Annotated in this window: 14 protein-coding genes; 4 read left to right on the top strand and 10 right to left on the bottom strand. The window is 68.9% G+C overall.

What is annotated here, in order from left to right; genetic code table 11:
* Positions 1-11 precede the first annotated feature (11 nt).
* The 4 genes from pdxA to dapA are packed head-to-tail and all read right to left on the bottom strand — an operon-like array spanning position 12 to position 4,322.
* Positions 12-1,025: a 4-hydroxythreonine-4-phosphate dehydrogenase PdxA gene (gene pdxA / locus PVZ72_RS03015; protein WP_273861182.1), complete on the bottom strand. Its 1,014-nt coding sequence runs from the start codon at positions 1,023-1,025 to the stop codon at positions 12-14.
* Positions 1,018-2,271: a four-carbon acid sugar kinase family protein gene (locus tag PVZ72_RS03010; protein ID WP_273861181.1), complete on the bottom strand. Its 1,254-nt coding sequence runs from the start codon at positions 2,269-2,271 to the stop codon at positions 1,018-1,020. Before PVZ72_RS03010 ends, pdxA begins: the two co-directional genes overlap by 8 nt.
* Positions 2,268-3,434 carry an iron-containing alcohol dehydrogenase gene (locus tag PVZ72_RS03005; RefSeq protein ID WP_187978854.1) on the bottom strand — a complete coding sequence of 389 codons (1,167 nt, stop codon included), beginning with the start codon at positions 3,432-3,434 and terminating at the stop codon, positions 2,268-2,270. The genes PVZ72_RS03010 and PVZ72_RS03005 overlap by 4 nt, the downstream gene beginning before the upstream one ends.
* Positions 3,435-3,446: 12 nt before the next feature.
* The gene (dapA, locus tag PVZ72_RS03000) at positions 3,447-4,322 is read right to left on the bottom strand and encodes a 4-hydroxy-tetrahydrodipicolinate synthase (RefSeq protein ID WP_150340685.1); all 876 of its coding nucleotides are present in this window, start codon (positions 4,320-4,322) and stop codon (positions 3,447-3,449) included.
* A gap of 362 nt (positions 4,323-4,684) precedes the next feature.
* On the opposite strand from dapA, the gene PVZ72_RS02995 reads away from it, so the two are divergent.
* The 3 genes from PVZ72_RS02995 (at position 4,685) to PVZ72_RS02985 (ending at position 6,661) form a co-directional block, all read left to right on the top strand.
* On the top strand, positions 4,685-5,161 hold the full coding sequence (locus PVZ72_RS02995) for a GlcG/HbpS family heme-binding protein (RefSeq protein ID WP_273861179.1): 477 nt from the start codon (positions 4,685-4,687) through the stop codon (positions 5,159-5,161).
* Between the two features lie 11 nt (positions 5,162-5,172).
* Entirely contained in the window at positions 5,173-5,571 is a 399-nt protein-coding gene (uraH, locus tag PVZ72_RS02990; protein WP_273861178.1) for a hydroxyisourate hydrolase, read from the top strand.
* A 268-nt stretch (positions 5,572-5,839) separates the two neighbouring features.
* A complete protein-coding gene (locus tag PVZ72_RS02985) occupies positions 5,840-6,661 on the top strand; it encodes a lipopolysaccharide biosynthesis protein (protein WP_273861177.1) in 822 nt (273 codons plus the stop codon).
* 20 nt (positions 6,662-6,681) lie between these two features.
* On the opposite strand, the gene PVZ72_RS02980 is transcribed toward PVZ72_RS02985, so the two are convergent.
* The 3 genes from PVZ72_RS02980 to PVZ72_RS02970 form a co-directional block, all read right to left on the bottom strand.
* The gene (locus PVZ72_RS02980) at positions 6,682-7,119 is read right to left on the bottom strand and encodes a YqaA family protein (protein WP_273861259.1); all 438 of its coding nucleotides are present in this window, start codon (positions 7,117-7,119) and stop codon (positions 6,682-6,684) included.
* Between the two features lie 112 nt (positions 7,120-7,231).
* The gene (locus PVZ72_RS02975) at positions 7,232-7,771 is read right to left on the bottom strand and encodes a DsbA family protein (protein WP_273861176.1); all 540 of its coding nucleotides are present in this window, start codon (positions 7,769-7,771) and stop codon (positions 7,232-7,234) included.
* Between the two features lie 85 nt (positions 7,772-7,856).
* A complete protein-coding gene (locus PVZ72_RS02970; RefSeq protein WP_273861175.1) occupies positions 7,857-8,900 on the bottom strand; it encodes an SDR family oxidoreductase in 1,044 nt (347 codons plus the stop codon).
* Positions 8,901-9,062: 162 nt separating this feature from the next.
* On the opposite strand from PVZ72_RS02970, the gene PVZ72_RS02965 reads away from it, so the two are divergent.
* Positions 9,063-10,460 (top strand): CoA transferase, encoded by a 1,398-nt coding sequence (locus PVZ72_RS02965; protein WP_273861174.1) that lies wholly within the window; start codon positions 9,063-9,065, stop codon positions 10,458-10,460.
* A 5-nt stretch (positions 10,461-10,465) separates the two neighbouring features.
* Here the strand turns inward: PVZ72_RS02965 and PVZ72_RS02960 are convergent, their stop codons facing one another.
* The 3 genes from PVZ72_RS02960 to PVZ72_RS02950 form a co-directional block, all read right to left on the bottom strand.
* Entirely contained in the window at positions 10,466-11,137 is a 672-nt protein-coding gene (locus tag PVZ72_RS02960) for a response regulator (protein WP_273861173.1), read from the bottom strand.
* Positions 11,134-12,534 (bottom strand): ATP-binding protein, encoded by a 1,401-nt coding sequence (locus PVZ72_RS02955; RefSeq protein WP_273861258.1) that lies wholly within the window; start codon positions 12,532-12,534, stop codon positions 11,134-11,136. Before PVZ72_RS02955 ends, PVZ72_RS02960 begins: the two co-directional genes overlap by 4 nt.
* Positions 12,535-12,769: 235 nt before the next feature.
* Positions 12,770-14,206 carry an efflux transporter outer membrane subunit gene (locus PVZ72_RS02950; protein ID WP_208694636.1) on the bottom strand — a complete coding sequence of 479 codons (1,437 nt, stop codon included), beginning with the start codon at positions 14,204-14,206 and terminating at the stop codon, positions 12,770-12,772.
* Positions 14,207-14,216 lie beyond the last annotated feature (10 nt).

The following is a 14,216-nucleotide window of genomic DNA, read 5'->3' as shown; positions in this document are numbered from 1 at the left end:
GGTCAGGCTCCTCAGGCGGCCTGGCTGGCGCGGTGCCGGCTGGCGAGTTCGGTGGCCTGGCGCAGCGCCTCGATGAGGCTGCGCTCGTCGGCGATGCCCTTACCGGCGATGTCGAAGGCGGTGCCGTGGTCCACCGAGGTGCGGATCACCGGCAGGCCGACGGTGACATTGACGCCCGCTTCCAGGCCCATGACCTTGACCGGGCCGTGGCCCTGGTCGTGATACATGGCCACCACGCAGTCGAAATCGCCGCGACCGGCGCGGAAGAACAGGGTGTCCGCAGGCAGCGGGCCTTCCACGCGCCAGCCACGGGCGCGCAGTTCGTCGATGGCCGGCTGGATCTTGGTTTCTTCTTCGCCGTAGCCGAACAGGCCGTTCTCGCCGGCATGCGGGTTGATGCCGCAGACGGCGATCAGGGGATCCTGGATGCCGGCCCGCTGCAGGGTGGCGTGGGCGCGTTCGATGGTGCGCTTGACCAGGCCCGGCTCGATGCGTGCGATGGCGTCGATGATGCCGATATGGGTGGTGACGTGGATGACCTTGAGGATTGGCGTCATCAGCATCATCGACACCTCCTCGGTGCCGGTGAGGTGCGCCAGCAGCTCGGTATGGCCCGGGAAGATATGGCCGCCCGCGTGCAGGGCTTCCTTGTTCAGCGGGGCGGTGCAGATGGCATCGAGTTCACCGGCGGAGGTGAGCTGCACGGTGCGTTCGATGTAGCGATAGGCGGCGTCGCCGGCCAGGGCGGACAGCTTGCCGTAGGGCAGGTCGGCGGGAATCATCCCGAGGTCGATGCAATCCACCACGCCGGGTTGGAAGCGCGCCTGATCGGGCCGCTCGATGGCGTTGATCTGCAGGCGACCGCCGACGATGCGATTGGCATCCTCCAGGCGACCCGCGTCGCCGATGACCAGCGGCCGGCAACTGTCGTAGACCGAGGCGTGGGCCAGGGACTTCATGATGATTTCGGGACCGACGCCGGTGGCGTCACCCATGGTGATGCCGATGACGGGACGTTCAGACATGGTGGGCTTCCTTCTGCAGGCAGGCCGTGGCGGCCTGTGCGGGTAGGCTGGCGCGCAGGTGGCGCCAGGCGTCGAGGAGGGTGTCGGGTTGGCCAAAGCCGCCGGCCTTGGTCACTACCCGCAGGGCGCGACCACGCCAGCGGGTGCTGGCCAGGGCCACGCCCGGTGCGAGGGCGCCGTGCAGGTCCAGCGCGGTGATGCCGGCCTGGGCGAGCAGGGCGCGAGCGGTTTCGCCGCCGGTGGCCATGAGGGCGGCGGCCTCCTGCAGGGCGGGCTGCAGCAGTTCGGCCAGGGCCTGGCTCAGGGCCACGGCCTGGCGCGGGTCGCGGGCCTGCTGGTCAAGACTCACCAGGACGTCTTCGCCGCGGGCGAGCTGCCGAGCGAGGGCCGTGGCCAGCGCGGTACGCTCGGCGGCGCGCTGCGGATCCAGCAGCCAGGCAGGGGCCAGCCGCTGCCAGTGTTGGCCGCTCCCCGCCACCAGACGCTCGGCCTGGGCCTGGGAGTGACGCGACATGCTGCCCACCACCGTGAGGATCGGGCCGTCGCTCGGGGGACGGAGGGCGGTGTGGCCGGTCAGGCCCAGGGCAGCGGGCAGCGCCTCGGCCAGGCCTGCGGAGCCGACCCAGAACAGCTGCTGCGCCACGGGCGCGGAAGCCCGGGCCAGTGCCTTCAGGTCCGTTTGCCGCTCGGCGTCGCAGACCAGCGCGGGCAGACCACTGTCCAGCGCGCGGCGCAGGGCGGCGGCCAGGGCCACCGGCTGACGGAGGGTGGCGAGATCCAGCCGCGCACAGCTGACGCCGTGGTCGGTCAGTTGAGCAACCAGATCGGCACTGCCGGTCAGGCCTTCGTTGCGCCAGACATCGGTCTGGTCGACCGGTACGCCGTCCAGGTACTGGATACCCCCCAGGGTGGTGCGGCCCAGTGCCGGGTAGGCGGGCGCGACCAGGGCCAGGCCGCGCGGGGTGAGGGCCGCCACCTCGGCGGCGACATTGCCACGCAGGGTGGAGTCGATCTTCTTGTAGAGCGCGGCGCCCGCCAACGCCGGGTGCCCGAGCAGCGCGGCGTGGCGTGCGGCCGCCGCACGCGCATCCAGTCGACGGCTGTCCAGATCCAGTGCCGTCACCGGCGCCTGGGCGTCCAGGGCCTCGGCGTCGAGCAGCACCCGGGTCGCTTGGGCCTTGGCAAAGCCCAGGGCGCAGTCGGCGGCGCCGCTGAGGTCGTCGGCTAGGATCAGCAGGCGGGTCATGGCAGCAGGCGCCGGTACAGCGCCTGGATGTCGTCCAGGCTCAGCGGCTTGGGATTGTTGACCATCAGCCGAGTGACCTTGGAGGCCGCCACGGCCATCTCCGGCAGATGCTCCTCGCGCACGCCAAAGGCGGCCAGGTCCTGGGGGATTTCCAGGGTGGCGGTCCAGGCGGCGATCTGCTCGATCAGCTGGTGCGCGGCGGCTTCGTCGCTGTCTTCCGCGCGGGCCAGGCCGCAGACCATGGCGGCGCGCTTCAGGCGCGGCGCGCAACTGTCCAGGTTGAAGGCCATGACATGGGGCAGCAGCATGGCGTTGGCCACCCCGTGGGTGACGTGGAACTTGCCACCGAGGGGATAGGCCAGCGCATGGACCGCGGCCGTACCGGCGGCGGTCAGGGCCACGCCGCCGTAGGTGGAGCCGAGCAGCATGTCGCTGCGGGCGCGCACCGAGTCCGGCTGCTGATAGGCCTCGACGATACTGCCGGCGATCAGGCGCATGGACTCCAGGGCAAAGGTATCGCTGACCGGGTTGGCCTTGTTGGAGATGAAGGACTCCAGCGAATGGGTGAATGCATCCATCCCGGTAGCCGCGGTGATGGCCTTGGGCAGGCTCAGCGTCAGCAGCGGATCGAGCAGCACCAGCGCGGGCAGCAGGTGGCGGCTGACCACGCCCACTTTCAACTCTTCGTCGGGCAGGGTGACGATGGCATTGGGCGTGACTTCCGAGCCGGTGCCGGCGGTGGTCGGGACCAGCACGGTGGGCAGCCCGGCGCGGGCGACCTGGTCGATGCCGAGCATGGATCTGAGCGACTGCTCGTTGGTGAGCATGACCGCGAACAGCTTGGCGGCATCCAGCACCGAGCCGCCGCCGATGGCGAGCAGGGCGTCCGGTTGGCGCGGCGAGACCTGTTCGCGAAAGACCTGCTCGATGTTCTCGAGGGTCGGCTCGATCTCGACGTTGTCGATGACGGCCACGTCGATGTCGCGGGCGGCCAGTTGCGCCTTGACGCGCTCGGTCACGCCCAGGCCATGCATGGCGTTCTGGGTGACCAGCACCACGCGGCGCAGCGGGACATCGAGGAGGGCGAGCTTGTCGCCGAGCTGATCCAGGGCGCCGGCGCCGTGGACCAGGTGTTTGACGGTCTGGAAATGATAGAGGGACATGGGCGCTCCGGGTCAGTCGCGATAGATGGCCAGCAGGCCTTCGAGCTTGTGCACCGTGGCTTCGTCCAGCGGCGCGACCGGAGCGCGGCAGGGGCCGACCGGGACGTTGAGCAGGTCGGCGGCCTTCTTCAGTACCGATGGCATGGTGCCCAGGGCGAAGGCATCGCGCAGCGGCCGCAGCTTTTCCTGGGCGGCGCGGGCTGTGGCGTGATCGCCGGCCTGGAAGGCGTTCCAGATGGTCATGACGACCTGAGGTACCGCGTTGGCCGTGGCGGCCACCGCGCCATCGCCGCCGGCCAGCAGGTTCCAGTAGATGAGGGAGTCGGTACCGGCGAAGACGGCGAAGTCATCGCTGCGGTACTTCATCATCTGCACCAGGGCGTCGAAGTTGCCCGCGCTGTCCTTGATCCCCTTGATCTGCGGATGCTGGCTCAAGGTGGCCACGGCGCCGATGCCGATCGACATGCCGGTCTTGGCCGGAATGTTGTAGAGCATGAGCGGCAGTGGGGAGGCGTCGCCAATGGCTTCGTAATGAGTGATCAGCTCTTTCTGGCTGACAGCATTGAAGTAGGGCGTGATCACCGACAGGGCATCGACGCCGCGATCCGCCATCTTTTTGTTCAGTTCAATCACTTCGTGCGTCGCGAAGGCACCGGTACCGGCTACGACCGGGACCCGGCCGCCCGCGGCGTCCACCGTGAGCTCGGCGATACGCAGCTTTTCGGCTTCGGAGAGGGCGAAGAACTCGCCGTTGGTGCCCAATACGAACAGGCCGTGGACGCCGGCGCCAATCAGGTTTTCGATCAAACCGCGCAAAGCGTTTTCATCGACACGTTGTTGGGCGTCAAAGGGGGTAACGAGGGCGGGAACGATGCCGCGGAATTTCATGGTCATGCCTACCTTGTGATTGTTCTGATCACAATAAAGCATGTTTTGATCTAATCGATCAATAGCGACCCGATGGTTTTACGTGGTCGATGAGCGTGCGCACCTCTGGAAAGCAACGGCCCTTCGTGAGGCCACTGTCGACTCGGGTCGCTGGCAATAGAGAGGGATCAAGGCAACGGGAGCCTCGGCGCGTTACCCACTCGCCGCGAGGCAGGAATGTTAACGCTGCGGGCGAGGGGTGACGCTGTCGGGTCGGGACAGCTATCTCGCTGATCCTTCTGACAAAACTGTCATTCTGCAGTACCCGTTCCTGACCGAGTGATCAGGATAGGTTGGCGGGGTCATCTCCTGGACCTCGAATCATGTCGCGCTTTCTTTCCTCTCTCACCCTCGCGCTGCTGGGCGCTGCCGCCCTCGGTCAGGCGCAGGCGGCGCTGCCGCAGCACCCTGATCTCGACCTCGCGGCCGCGCAGCGACTGGCGCAGGCCGCGCCCTGCAGCGCCGCGCTGGCGGTGCTCGACCGCAGCGGTCAGTTGATCCTCCTGCAACGCGATACCCGCGTCGGACCGCACAACGCCGAGGCGGCGCGGCGCAAGGCCTTTACCGCCCTGTCCACCCGCACCCCGTCGCAGGCGCTGGCCGAGCGCGCCCGGCAGAACCCGGATGCGGCCAACCTAATCACCCTGCCCGAATTGCTGCTGCTCGGCGGTGGCATCCCCCTCTACGAAGGCGACCAGCTGGTCGGCGCCCTGGGCATCGCCGGTGCCGGCGGTGGCGGGGCGGACGAGCGCTGTGCGCTGGCGGCCGCTGGACACCTCAACCTCACCTCTCATCCTTGAAGGAAATCTCCATGAAGACGTTCGTGCTGTTGTGTGGCCTGGCCCTGTCCGGCTTCGCGGTCGCCGCGCCCAATCCCCTGAGTGTCCACGTGCTCAACCTGGAGGACGGCAAGCCGTCGGCGGGGGTGCACGTGACCCTGGAGCGCCAGGTAGGGCAGGGCTGGCAGCCGCTGGCGGAGGAGGTCACCAACGAGCAGGGCCGGGTGCCGGCGCTGTTCCCCAAGGAAAGGACCTTCGAGAAGGGCGAGTACCGGGTGGTCTTCAAGACCGGCGACTACTATCGCCAGCAGGGCCGCAGCGCCTTTTTCCCTGAGATCCCGGTGGTGTTCGACGTCACCCAGCCAGAGCAGCACTACCATATCCCGCTGTTGCTCAGCCCCTACGGCTTCAGCACCTACCGCGGTTCCTAGCGGCAAGGCCTCCCAGGCTGGCCAGAGTATCCAGCCTGGGAGGCGCCAAGGCAGCAGCGGTCACGACTCAACGCCGGACTTTGTAAGGATCCGGATACAAGGTGGCGACGGACTTTTACCTGGGGTAGAAATCCAGCAGTGGCAGGTTCACGCACAATGGGCGACGGGGCCGCAGCGCTGTCCGGTGCTGGGCCCTGTCACGTGGCGCGTTCGCTAGTGGTCGATCGGCGCGCCAGGTCTGGTCATCGTCACTCCGAGGAGTCGTACCTTGTACCTTTCACCCCTCTCGTTCCGCCCGACCGAAGCTGTGAGTTCGAGCGCTGGCGCCTTCGCCGCCTGGCGCAATGCCTACCGCGGCCCCGTGCTGCTGCTGGCCTCGGGGCCGTCGGCGGGCAGGCTCAACCTGCCGGTCTGGCGGGACATTCCGGTCATCACCATGAATGGCGCCATCGCCAAGTTGCTGGGCAGTCCCCTGAGTCCGCTGTTCTACGTCTGCAGCGATCTCAGTTTCGCGCAGCAGCAACCCGAGCTCTATCGACAGGGACTGGAGCGGGCCACCCGGCTGGCACTCTGGCCGAAAGCCATCCAGGCCCTGCCCGCGGAACTGGCCGCCAAGGCGCATCCGCTGCACCGCGCGCCAGCCACACGCCTGGAGCACCACCTGGGCGCCGAACAGGAACAGGCGCAACGGCTGCCTGCCTGGTTCAGTCGTCGCGCCCGGGATATCGGCTTCAGCTGCAACCTGGATTACGGCATCTTCGATGTCCGCACGGTGGCCTTCATCGCCCTGCAACTGGCCTATCACCTGGGATTCACCGAGATCTATCTTGCCGGCGTCGATCTCGACAGCGACCGTCCGCGGTTCTACGAGGATGGCCGCTCGCCGGCGTCGCCCTGCGGCCTCGACGAGCACCTGCACAGTCGCATCCTGCCCGGCCTGCAGGTCATGCAGACCGCGATGCGCGCCGCGGGTCGCCAGGTGTTCAACCTGTCGAACTGCAGTCGTATTCCCGCTGACCTGATTCCGCTTGCCGATCTCGCCGCCGTGGAAACGCGCTGGTTGTGGCGCCGCCGGCGTCAGCTTGGTTAGCGAACGATAGCCAGGCCGACTCAGCGCCAACCCAGGGCAAGACCCCAGACCACGGTGTAGCGCGTGGCCTTGGCCAGGGTCACCACCAGTAGAAAGCGCCACAGCGGTTCGCGCATCACCCCGGCCACCAGGGTCAGGGGATCGCCGATCACGGGCATCCAGCTGAGCAGCAGCGACCACCAGCCCCAGCGCTGGTAGGCCGCCTGGATACGGGCAAGACGTTGCGGCGACAGCGGAAACCAGCGGCGTTGGCGAAAGCGTTCGAGGTGGGTGCCCAGCCACCAGTTCAGCGTCGAGCCGGCGACATTGCCCAGCGTCGCGGCCAGCAGCAGGAGCGCCGTGGCATAGCGCTCGGTGAGCAGCAGCCCGGCCAGGGCCGCTTCCGATTGCAGGGGCAACAGGGTGGCCGCGCCGAAGGCGAGGGCGGCCAGGCCCAGGTAGACGCTCAGGGCTTCCAGGATGAGGCTCCAGCGGGCAGGGCCATCAAGGGTCTGTCTCGGGTCGGGACGGGGCCGCCGAGCATAGCGCGAGTGGTCAGGCTACGCCGCCTCTCGACCCTGGGCCTGCTGCTCAACCCAGTCGAGCGAGCCAGTCCGCGACCGAATCCCCGCTGCTGATATCGGGCTGCACCAGGCCATCGATCATGAAGGTCGGCGAGACATGGATACCGTTCTGCCGGGCGTACTTGCAGTGCCACTTGATGGCGTGCTGCAGGTCCGGATTGGCGAAGGCGTCGGCCAGGGCCAGGCCGCTGTAGCCTTCCAGGCGCGCGATGATGTCGTTGGGCGTGGCGTCGCGGTTGGGTCCGGTGGCGTGATCCTTGAACTCGAATTCCTCGCGATGGGCCGCCACCGAGGCCAGCACCGCCTTGGCGCTTTCCCTGCCGCCGTCGAGGGTGGCGGCGGCCAGCACGCAGCGCACCACCACCCCGGAGAACAGGTGCCAGGGTTGGGATTGCAGGCGGATCTTCAGGGTGATCCGCTCGGGGCCGGCCTGGGTCAGCAGGTCGTCGAGCTTGTTGAAGGCCTTGACCGAAAAGGGGCAGGTGGGCTCGAGAAAGACTTCGAAGGTGCGGGGGCCATGGCCCCAGGTGAGGGTGTCGGCGTACAAGGTAGGACTCCAATGGCGAGACGTTGGGGTTGAGACCGCATGTCGTCCCGGGCGTTTTGCCTCTATCGGGACGGTGCGGGATGCCTCAGGGAATCAGTCGCCGCCGACGCATGTCCTCCAGGTGCGCGAGCAGGACCTCGTCCGATCTCAGGACCATCTGCCCGAAGCCGGCCTGCCGCGCCTTGGTCACATCGAAGATGGCGTCCTTCTCGACATGGAAGATGAAGTCGCCGAAGGCCCCGGGCGCAATCCGCTCGGGATTGGCCTCGGCCAGTCCTTCCCCTTGCGCCAGCGTCTGCCAGAGCGGCTTCAGCGCGGTCAGGCGCTGGGCCAGGGAGATGGGTTGCGGCTCGCCCACGTCCAGCCCGAACCAGTCGGCCAGCTGTGGCCAGACGTGACTCCAGCGAAAGACATCGCCGTTGGTGAGGTTGAAGGCGCCATCGTGCTGCTCTTCGGCGGCCCAGACCGCGGCTTCGCCCAGCAGCGGCGCGGCCGTGACGTTGACCAGGGCGCCGCGATAGGCCTGCTCGGTTCCGGGGAATTGCATGGCGGTGCCGGTCGCCTTGCACAGGGCGCCGTAGAGACCGATCAGGTTGCCCAGGTTCATGGCCGAGCCCAGTGAGTGACCGATGACGATGTCGGGGCGCAGGGCGGTCCAGCGGATGCCGTCGGCCTCCAGGCTGCGCACGAAGTCTTCATGGCGGAAATAGAGGTTGGGCGGGAAGTGGCGGCTGTCATCCTCGCGGGCTGGGGTCTTGTACACCCCCAGGTGGGCGCCGTAGATCTTGCCGCCCTGGACGAAGGTGATGCGGGCCAGGGGGGCGCCGGCATCCCGTACCGCGGCGACCAGGTTCTCCAGCATGGCGGCGTTTTCGTCCGCCTCGACGCCCGGGTCGGGGTTGGGCTTGAGGGCGCTGTAGAAGAGATGGGTCACGCCGGCGAGATCGGCCTTGGCCGCGGCCAGGCTGGCCGGGTCCAGCAGGTCGGCGGTCAGATGAGGAAAGCGACTGGGTGCCTGTCGCGAGCGGCCGACGGTGGTGATGGACCAGCCGGCCTTGGCGAAGGCGTCCAGCACGGCCTGGCCGATGATGCCGCTGGCGCCGGCGATGAGGAGTTGTCGTGCGGTCATGGGGTCTCCCGATAGCGTGGGTGGGCTGATGAAGGGGAGACCCAGGCAGAGGGCGATTTGTCCCCGTGTCGGGCTGGACGGTAGACGGACGAACGCCGGTGTCCTGCTCGCGCAGGCAGGGCTACTGTGAGAGCACTGCCTGCTGCCGCGGAGGACCTTGCCTTGACCCACCCGTCCCGTACGCCTGCCGTCTTTCAATCCCTGCTCGACGAACTCGTCACCGCCCTGGATCTGTCTGCCGCCCAGGCGGCAACCCTGCAGGTCCGGGGCAACGACAGCCTGGCCTCCTGCTTTCCGGTCAGCGACCTCGCCACGGCGGCGATCGGGGTCGCCGGCCTGGCCGCCGCCGATCTGCTGGCCGAAGGGGCACCCGGATTGCCGGTGCAGGTGGACCGGCACCTGGCCGCGGCCTGGTTCAAGACCTCCCTGCGTTCCCTGGGCTGGGAATTGCCCGCCGTCTGGGATGCGATCACCGGCGACTACCGTACCCGCGACGGCTGGCTACGGTTGCACGCCAATGCGCCTCATCACCGGGAGCGTGCCCTCGCAGTGCTGGGCTGTGGCAATAGCCAGGCTGCCGTCGCCGAGGCCATGGCCGACTGGCCTGGCGAAGCCCTGGAGACGGCCATTGTCGCGGCGGGTGGCTGCGCGGCCAGGCTGCGCACCCAGGCGGAGTGGCAAGCGCATCCCCAGGGGCAAGCGGTGCGCGCCGAATCCCTGATCGCCCAGGAATGGACAGCCATTGCCATCGCGCGCGACTGGCGCCCCGATCCACAACGCCCCTTGCAGGGCATTCGCATCCTCGACCTGACCCGCATCCTCGCCGGACCCATCGCCACCCGCCTGCTGGCCGGGCTGGGCGCCGAGGTGCTGCGGATCGATCCCCCCGACTGGGACGAACCGGCCCAGGCACCCGAGGTGACGCTGGGCAAGCGCTGCGCGCGACTGGACCTGCGCCGGCCGGCCGACCGTCGGGTGTTCGAAGCCTTGCTGGAGGAGGCGGATGTCCTGGTGCACGGCTATCGCGCCGACGCTCTAGAGCGGCTCGGCTATGGTGCCGCCCAGCGCCGGGCATTGCAGCCGGCGCTGATCGACGTGTCCCTGTGCGCCTACGGCTGGACCGGGCCCTGGGCCCTGCGGCGCGGCTACGACAGCCTGGTGCAGCTGTCCTGCGGCATCGCCGCGGCCGGGCGCGACTGGCAGCAGGCGCAGCAGCCGGTGCCTTTGCCGGTTCAGGCCCTCGACCACGCCACCGGTTACCTGATGGCGGCCGCGGTCATCCGCGGCCTCACCGGTCGCCTGCGCGAGGGCCGTGTGCTGAGCGCGCGCCTGTCGCTGGCGCGTACCGCCTGCCTGCTGACCAAGCATCCCGCCGTGGCCTGCGCGCCCCTTTATACCGGCGTGCAGGACGCCGACTACGATGCCACCCCCGAGCGCACCGCCTGGGGGCCGGCGCAGCGGTTGCGCCCGCCGCTGCAGATCGGCGACCTGCGCCTGCACTGGCAGCGGCCGGCTACGCGGCTGGGATCGGCGAGTGCGGCCTGGTCGAGCGCAGGCTGAGCGGGTCAAGTCTCCACGCAATAGCCCACGCCATAGATGGAGCGGATCAGCTCGCAGTCCGGGTCGAGGCGGTGCAGCTTGCGGCGGACGTTGCGCACGTGGCTGTCGACGGTGCGGTCGGTGAGGATGCGGTAGTCGGTGTGCAAGTGGTTGAGCAACTGGTCGCGCGAAAGCACCTTGCCGGGGTGCTGGGCCAGGGTCGCCAGCAGGCGGAATTCCACCGGGGTCAGCTCCAGCGGCCGCCCGTTGAAGCTGGCCTGGTAGGTCTCGGTGTCCAGCTGCAGGCCGCTGGGCGCGGGCCGGCCGTCCGGCACGCTGCTGCGGCGCAGCACGGCCTTGACCCGGGCCACCACCTCGCGCGGGCTGAAGGGTTTGCAGATGTAGTCGTCGGCGCCCAGTTCCAGGCCGAGCAGGCGGTCGATCTCGTCGACCCGGGCGGTGACCATGATGATCGGCAGGGCGCTGAAGGTGCGTACCGCGCGGCAGATCTCCAGGCCGTCGAGGCCGGGCAGCATCAGGTCGAGCAGCAGCAGGTCGGGTGGTGTGGCGCGGAGGGCGGCCAGGGCCTGTTCGCCGTCGGCGTACCAGTCGCAGGTGAAGCCGGCGGCCTTGAGGTAGTCACCCAGCAGGGCGGCGAGCTTGGGTTCGTCTTCCACCAGCAGGATGGTCTGGCTCATGCCGGGCTCCGGTCAGCGAGGGCGGGCAACCGCAGTTCGAGCCAGAGGCCGCCAAGCGGTGATTCCTTGGCCTGCAGCTGACCGCCATGCACCTCGGCGATGCCGCGACAGATGGCCAGGCCCAGGCCGGCGCCGCCGCTGCGGCGGCTGCGCGAGCCTTCGACGCGGTAGAACCGCTCGAACAGCCGTTCGCGGTCGGCCGCGGGAACGCCGGGCGCGGAGTCCTGCAGATCGACCTGCAGCCGGTTGCCGACCTGGCGCGCGGAAAGGTGCACCTGACCAGGGGCTTCGGTGTACCTCAGGCTGTTCTCCAGCAGGTTGTAGAACAGCTGGCCCAGGCGCGCCTCATCGCCGCGGATCAGCAGCGGGGTATCCGGCAGCTCCAGCCGCAGTTCCAGGCCGGCCTGGCGATAGCGCGGGCGCCAGGCATCGGCGGTCAGCGCCAGCAGGGTCGCCAGGTCCAGCGCTTCGTGGCGGTAGGTGGGGCCGCCGACTTCGGCCAGCGACAATTCGAATAGATCGTCCACCAGCTTGTTCAGCGAGCCGACCTCGGTCTGCAGCGACTTCAGCCCGCTCACATCCAGCGGGCGGATCCCGTCCTCCATGGCTTCCAGTTCACCCCTGAGCACCGCCAGGGGCGTCCGCAATTCGTGGGAGATGTCGGCCATGAAGGCGCGGCGCTGCAGCTCGTTGCTGGCCAGGACGCGGGCCAGGCGGTTGAAGTCCTGGGCCAGCTGGCCGGCCTCGTCGGCGGAGCGGATGGGCAGCTGGATGCCGTAGTCGCCGGCCGCCAGGCGATGGGTGGCGCCGGCCACGGTGCGGATCGGGCGCAGCAGGGTGCGGGCGATCCACCAGGCCAGGGCGGCGGCCAGCAACAGGCAGACGAAGGCGATCACCAGGCTGGAGCGGATCTGGCTCTGCTGGAAGCGGCGGTCGCCGTCGCTGATGACCGCCTCGAAGGGCGTCAGCGCCAGCCAGCCGACCACCCGGCCCTGCCAGTGGATGGCCCGCAACAGCGGGACGGGCGGCAGGTCGCGAAAGCCGATCAGGTAGCGATGCTCGGCATCCAGCAGCGAGAAGCGCAGAAAGGCGCCGGTGAGATCCGACACCGGCGGGGAGGGGCGGACGCTGGTATTGGCGGGCAATTCCGGGCGCAGCAGCTGGATCCAGGCCTCGGGCGGGTGCTGGTTGAGCAGGAAATTCCAGTCGCCATGCTCGGCGTAGGCGTGCTCGAAGCGCGGTACCAGGGCATCCAGCCGCTGTTCGGCCTGGCCGTTGAGATAGCCGAGGAAATCCCGCGAGAAACTCAGGTAGGAGGCCCAGGCCATGCCCAGCACGGCGAAGGCGCAGAGCGCCAGGGCGGCGAGAAAGACCTTGGCGGAAAGGGACAGACGCAGCAGGCCCATGCGGATCTCGACGGCGGAAGGTAAGGGCACGCTAGCAGCTCCACGGGTGGCTGTCAGAACCTATTCTTGATCTGCTGCGCGTCGGCCAAACGGCGTTGAAAATGGCTTCGGAATGCTCATTTACCACTCGTAAACTCGAACGCGAGTGCGATCCGCTTCCTCAGCTATTTTCGTGGGGCCGCCTAGGCCTTGTTTGTCTCTAGCTCGCGAGATCGAGAACAGGTTCTCAGGGGGCGTCGGCCAGACGCGCGGCCTGCCAGTCGCCACCCAGCGCCATCTGCAGCTGGACGCTGGTTACCAGCTGGCTGGATTCCAGTTGCAGCAGGCTCTGCTCCTGGCTCAGCTGGGTCGCCTGGGTGGTGGCCACGTCCAGGTAGTCGATGATGCCGGCTTCGTACTGGTCGCGGGTCACGCTGGCCGAATCGCGGGCGGCGGCCACGGCGCGGCGCTGGGCGGCGAGTTCGGGGCCGAGCACCTGCAGCGCCACCAGGTCGTCTTCCACCTCGCCCAGGGCGGTGAGCACCGTCTGCCGGTAGCTCGCCACCTTGGCGTCGTAGGCCGCGCGCGCCTGGTCGACGCTCGCGCGGGTGGCACCGAAATCGAACAGGGTACCGGAGAGGGTCGGTCCCAGTGACCAGAAGCGGCTCGGCGTCTTGAGCAGCTCGCCGAGCAGGCTGCTCTGGTAGCCGCCGCTGGCGCTCAGGGTCAGGTCGGGGTAGTAGGCGGCGGTGGCCACGCCGATGGCGGCATTGGCGGCGGCCACCTGGCGCTCGGCCTGGGCGATGTCCGGGCGGCGCTCCAGCAGGGCAGTGGGCAGGCCGGCAGGAATGTCCGGCAGCCGGGCCTGCCACCGGGGATCGGCGGCCAGGGCGAAGTCCGCGGGCGGCTTGCCCAGCAGCAGGGCGATGGCGTGTTCCAGCTGGGCGCGCTGGGTGGTCAGGGCCAGCCGATTGGCGTCGGCGCTCTCCAGCTGGGTCCGTGCCTGGGCGAGATCGGCACGGGAGGCGAGCTGTTCGTCGTACTTGTTCTGGATCACCGCGAGATAGCGTCGGTAATCGGCCAGGGTCTGCTCATAGAGCGCCAGACGCCGATCCAGCACGCGCAGCTGGAAGTAGTCCTGGGCCAGTTCCGCCTGGGCGCTGAGGGTGGCGTTGGCCAGCTCGGCGGCGCTGGCCTGGGCACTGGCGCGGTCTTCTTCCAGGGTGCGGCGCAGCCGGCCCCAGAGGTCCAGGTCCCAGCTCAGGCCGAGGCTGAGGCTGTCGGCGTTCCTGACCGTGGCGCCGCCGGCACTGGCACTGCCGCTGTCGCTGCTGCTGGCGTTCTCGCTGCGGGTGGTCTTGGCGTCCAGGGTGGCGCTGGGCAGGGTCTCGGCGCGGCTTTCGCGGACCAGGGCGCGTGCCTGGCGATAGAGCGCCTGGTACTGGGCGACGTTCTGGTTGGAGACCGCCACCTGGGTCAGCAGGGCGCTGAGCTGGGGATCGTCGTAGCGTTGCCACCAGGCGCCCTTGGCCTGGTCGTCGCGCGGATGGGCGGCCTTCCAGCCGGCCGCCTCCTTGAATTGCGTCGACAGCGGGGCGCTGGGCCTTTGGTAGTCGGGCCCCACGGTGCAGCCGGCAAGCAGGGTCAGCAGGAGCAGCGGGGGCAGGAGGCGCGGGAGCGGCATGGTCGTTACC

The sequence above is a fragment of the Pseudomonas sp. LA5 genome (assembly GCF_028640825.1).
GTDB classification, from domain to species: domain Bacteria; phylum Pseudomonadota; class Gammaproteobacteria; order Pseudomonadales; family Pseudomonadaceae; genus Chryseomonas; species Chryseomonas aestiva.
Note: the sequence above shows the minus strand (reverse complement) of the source record. Positions and strands in the feature narration are given on the sequence as shown.

Bases quoted from the DNA above. Each gene is read 5' to 3' on its own strand.
- PVZ72_RS02960 (WP_273861173.1), bottom strand. From the start codon at position 11,137: ATGAGCCAGACCATCCTGCTGGTGGAAGACGAACCCAAGCTCGCCGCC.
- PVZ72_RS03010 (WP_273861181.1), bottom strand. From the start codon at position 2,271: ATGACCCGCCTGCTGATCCTAGCCGACGACCTCAGCGGCGCCGCCGAC.
- uraH (WP_273861178.1), top strand. From the start codon at position 5,173: ATGAAGACGTTCGTGCTGTTGTGTGGCCTGGCCCTGTCCGGCTTCGCG.
- pdxA (WP_273861182.1), bottom strand. From the start codon at position 1,025: ATGTCTGAACGTCCCGTCATCGGCATCACCATGGGTGACGCCACCGGC.
- dapA (WP_150340685.1), bottom strand. From the start codon at position 4,322: ATGAAATTCCGCGGCATCGTTCCCGCCCTCGTTACCCCCTTTGACGCC.
- PVZ72_RS02950 (WP_208694636.1), bottom strand. From the start codon at position 14,206: ATGCCGCTCCCGCGCCTCCTGCCCCCGCTGCTCCTGCTGACCCTGCTT.
- PVZ72_RS02995 (WP_273861179.1), top strand. From the start codon at position 4,685: ATGTCGCGCTTTCTTTCCTCTCTCACCCTCGCGCTGCTGGGCGCTGCC.
- PVZ72_RS02970 (WP_273861175.1), bottom strand. From the start codon at position 8,900: ATGACCGCACGACAACTCCTCATCGCCGGCGCCAGCGGCATCATCGGC.
- PVZ72_RS03005 (WP_187978854.1), bottom strand. From the start codon at position 3,434: ATGTCCCTCTATCATTTCCAGACCGTCAAACACCTGGTCCACGGCGCC.